The organism is Thalassolituus maritimus, assembly GCF_900156675.1.
Taxonomy (GTDB): domain Bacteria; phylum Pseudomonadota; class Gammaproteobacteria; order Pseudomonadales; family Oceanobacteraceae; genus Thalassolituus; species Thalassolituus maritimus.
This window is the reverse complement of record NZ_FTOH01000025.1, coordinates 1-3,036: the sequence shown is the minus strand read 5'-3', so window position 1 is coordinate 3,036 and position 3,036 is coordinate 1. Positions and strand designations below refer to the sequence as shown.

Genomic DNA, 3,036 nt, shown 5'->3' with positions numbered 1-3,036 from the left:
ACCGTGAGAGACTTCACTCTGGAATCGGGTATGAAAGCCCTGAAAACTATTCAAGGGCGTGTGCCTGAAGTGTCCACGAAAGTGGTAGCAGATCACACCGGTGTGCGCGGCGTTACATGCACGACTATGAATAGCGACTTAATCAGTGTTTTGATTGTGATAGGCTTGGGTGCAACTGCCTTTGGTGTTGCTCGAGTTTCTCGTAGGAAGTACGAAAATGACCACGGAAAGCCGAGCGGAGCTGATAAGCGTAGGTTTCTGATTGTGTTGGCTGTCCTATCTCTTCTTTTCGGTTGTCTGATGAGTTTCTGGCCTGCAGCGGGGTTTACTTTGGCATGTGTTTTTATAGTCGCCCCCATGCTGGTTCGTCTTCCTGCGCAGCCAGGAATAGTTAAAGATGTTAGTTATTCTGGGATCATGGTTTCGGTGGTTTCAGTCTTTTATGGAGTTCTTCGGCATGGCATGTAACAAGCGGCCGTTGAGGCCACTGAAAGCGTGGCGGGACGCGCAAAAAGCGCGCGCCACAAGGCCGGGCGTTATAAATATTTGAAACTATGAAGTACCTGAAACAAGTTCTATTCTTCGCGACTATATTGGTGTTTGGCCTATGGGGTTTTGCCTTCCTTGTTGATGCTATCAATAAGCATGCAGACTATGCCGCCACTGGGATCATTGAAGATTCGTTAGCTTCGAATGCTGCATATGACTTGGATACACTAAGTAAAATTAGGGAGTCATTAGCGCGCGGAGAGGTTGAAGAGGCAAATGCTATCATCGACCAGCAAGTTGAACTCAAGATGGAAATGCTAAAAGCTTGTGTGTCGGAAGCCTGTATCAACCTCAGAGATAGTCGAAATGTTCGATGATATTTATAACAAGCGGCCATTGATGCCACTGAAAAGCGTGGCGGGACGCGCAAAAAGCGCGCGCCCCAAGGCCGGGCGTTATGTGTATTTCTAGTTGAGAGGTTAGATGGAATCGGTTCAGGTAGCATTAAACCCGCTGGATTGGTCTGGTGTTTCAGCAATCACATCAATCTTGATGCTTTTCATCAATTTTTTCTTACTCGTGTCGGTGATTTTTGCTTACCGCACCATCAAAGAAGAAGTGAAGAATCGGGACAGTACATTGCTACTTTGGGCAATGGATGAAATGTCTAAGATCAAGTCAGACCTATCATTGCTTCGTGATGCAGGTGACTATGCGAACGGCGAGCTTGGGAGCGAAGAGCACGAGGTTGCTTGGTCCAAAGAAACCGTTGATGCAGCGTATCGTGTCAGTATCGCGATGCAACGGTTGTCCTACATGGCTATGTCTGGGCTTATAAGTCGGGAGCATTTTTCCAAAATGTGGGGGCCTGCTTTTGCGAAGGCATGGGATTCGTTGGAGCCATATATCCATCACAAGCGCTTCCTCAATGGTGAGCCTTTGACTCTCGCAGAGGGCGCCTACAGCAGGAATGATTTCGAAAAATATGCCCTGTACTGTAAGGATCTAAACACATAACAAGGCCAGGCACGGCGACGTCTACTACATTGCGGCTTCGCCTCCATTCCGTAGCCGCGCATGCTGGCGGCGTTATGAGCCAGGGAACGAGTATGAGTGACGATATAGCACCAAAGGAGTTCTGGGATCGGGCCGATGAGATAATTGCGGTAGCCAATGATCAAATAAAAGAAGCAACGGTCAGTAAGGTCAGTTCTTCTTTGCTATACGCAGCCGCTCGATTTAACTCCTTTAATGTGGCTAATTCAGCCTCAGATGCAGAAGAAATGAAGCGGGACAGGGAAGAAGCAATCAGATACTTTACGGAGCAGTATCGAAATATGCTCATAGAGAATCTAGACGATTATATTGAAAACTTCGAAGGCTTCGAGTCAGATGAGAAATACTCATAACAAGCGGCCGTTGAAGCCACTGAAAAGCGTGGCGGGACGCGTAAAAAGCACGCGCCCCAAGGCCGGGCGTTACACAATATAATTCACGTTCAAAGGAGCGAATATGAAACGACCACATATCGAAGATGCCTGGAAGGCATTTAAAGAGGTTTATGACGATGTCGGAAAGACTGTCTCAGGAGTTGGTACAAAGATTGGAGGGAAGGTTGATTACAACATCAATAAAATTCCACAGGGACAAGGTAGATTCGAAAATGCCTGTGCCATTAGACTGAGTTATGTTCTTAACCAAACTGGTGTAAAAATACCTTTCATCTCCGGTCAAACCGTTTCTGGGAAAAGTGGAAATTGGTATATCTACAAAGTCAATACAATGATTGCCTATCTAAAGAAGGTTTTCGGAGATCCTGACGAAGTGTTTTTATCTCCTAATGAAATAGATTTTTCAAAGAAGAAAGGAATTCTTGTCTTTGAAGTGGATCAGTGGGTTGATGCATCTGGCCATGCAACAATCTGGAACGGTACGGAATGCTCTGATAAGTGTTATTTTCCAATTTCCAAAAAGGCATATCTATGGGAACTCAAAAGCAAGTACTCTGCATTTTGATGACGTTATTTATCAATGGTTGCACTAGCTCCTCAGTATTCACGAAAGAGGAGAAAGATTTTCGTAAGTATGCCGCATCTATTTGCATGGGGTCATCGTTCAAAATCCCAGAAGTTGAGCGGGATGCAAATATATCAGCAAATGGCTACATGGGTAATATAAGCCTTGATTCATACGACGAGCTAAGGTCGCTTGTGTCTACGTGGAAAAGAAGCGAATTTATGGGGAAGTCTGGGCACCAAGCGAACATTATGAGGTGTTTAGAGTTTTCAGAATCTCAAGAGATTAAACAAATCTTTGACAGATACAACCCATGTTTAGATTCGAGTAATTGGTTAGATCAACAAGAGTTTAAAGCGCAGTGCAACTGATGGTGTGTAACAAACAAAGGCATGGCGACGCCAGAAATCGGCGCACCTGCTTTGGGCGTTAAATTACCGAGTTACCCATGAAAAGTAGACACCTCACTACTACCTAATGAGGGTCTTTAAATGACTAAGAAAACGAAGAACAAATACAATCACTACACCG

At 45.1% G+C, this 3,036-nt stretch carries 6 protein-coding genes; all 6 read left to right on the top strand.

What is annotated here, in order from left to right:
• On the top strand, window positions 1-468 hold a 468-nt coding region (locus tag BW941_RS17550), incomplete at its 5' end, for a hypothetical protein (RefSeq protein ID WP_217693623.1).
• Window positions 469-554: 86 nt separating this feature from the next.
• Entirely contained in the window at window positions 555-866 is a 312-nt protein-coding gene (locus tag BW941_RS17545; protein WP_076518266.1) for a hypothetical protein, read from the top strand.
• Window positions 867-972: 106 nt separating this feature from the next.
• Window positions 973-1,506 carry a hypothetical protein gene (locus BW941_RS17540; RefSeq protein WP_135804690.1) on the top strand — a complete coding sequence of 178 codons (534 nt, stop codon included), beginning with the start codon at window positions 973-975 and terminating at the stop codon, window positions 1,504-1,506.
• 92 nt (window positions 1,507-1,598) lie between these two features.
• On the top strand, window positions 1,599-1,898 hold the full coding sequence (locus BW941_RS17535; protein ID WP_076518262.1) for a DUF3144 domain-containing protein: 300 nt from the start codon (window positions 1,599-1,601) through the stop codon (window positions 1,896-1,898).
• A 103-nt stretch (window positions 1,899-2,001) separates the two neighbouring features.
• Window positions 2,002-2,505: a type VI secretion system amidase effector protein Tae4 gene (locus BW941_RS17530; protein WP_076518260.1), complete on the top strand. Its 504-nt coding sequence runs from the start codon at window positions 2,002-2,004 to the stop codon at window positions 2,503-2,505.
• A complete protein-coding gene (locus BW941_RS18140) occupies window positions 2,472-2,876 on the top strand; it encodes a T6SS amidase immunity protein Tai4 family protein (protein WP_494545880.1) in 405 nt (134 codons plus the stop codon). Before BW941_RS17530 ends, BW941_RS18140 begins: the two co-directional genes overlap by 34 nt.
• Window positions 2,877-3,036: the final 160 nt, after the last annotated feature.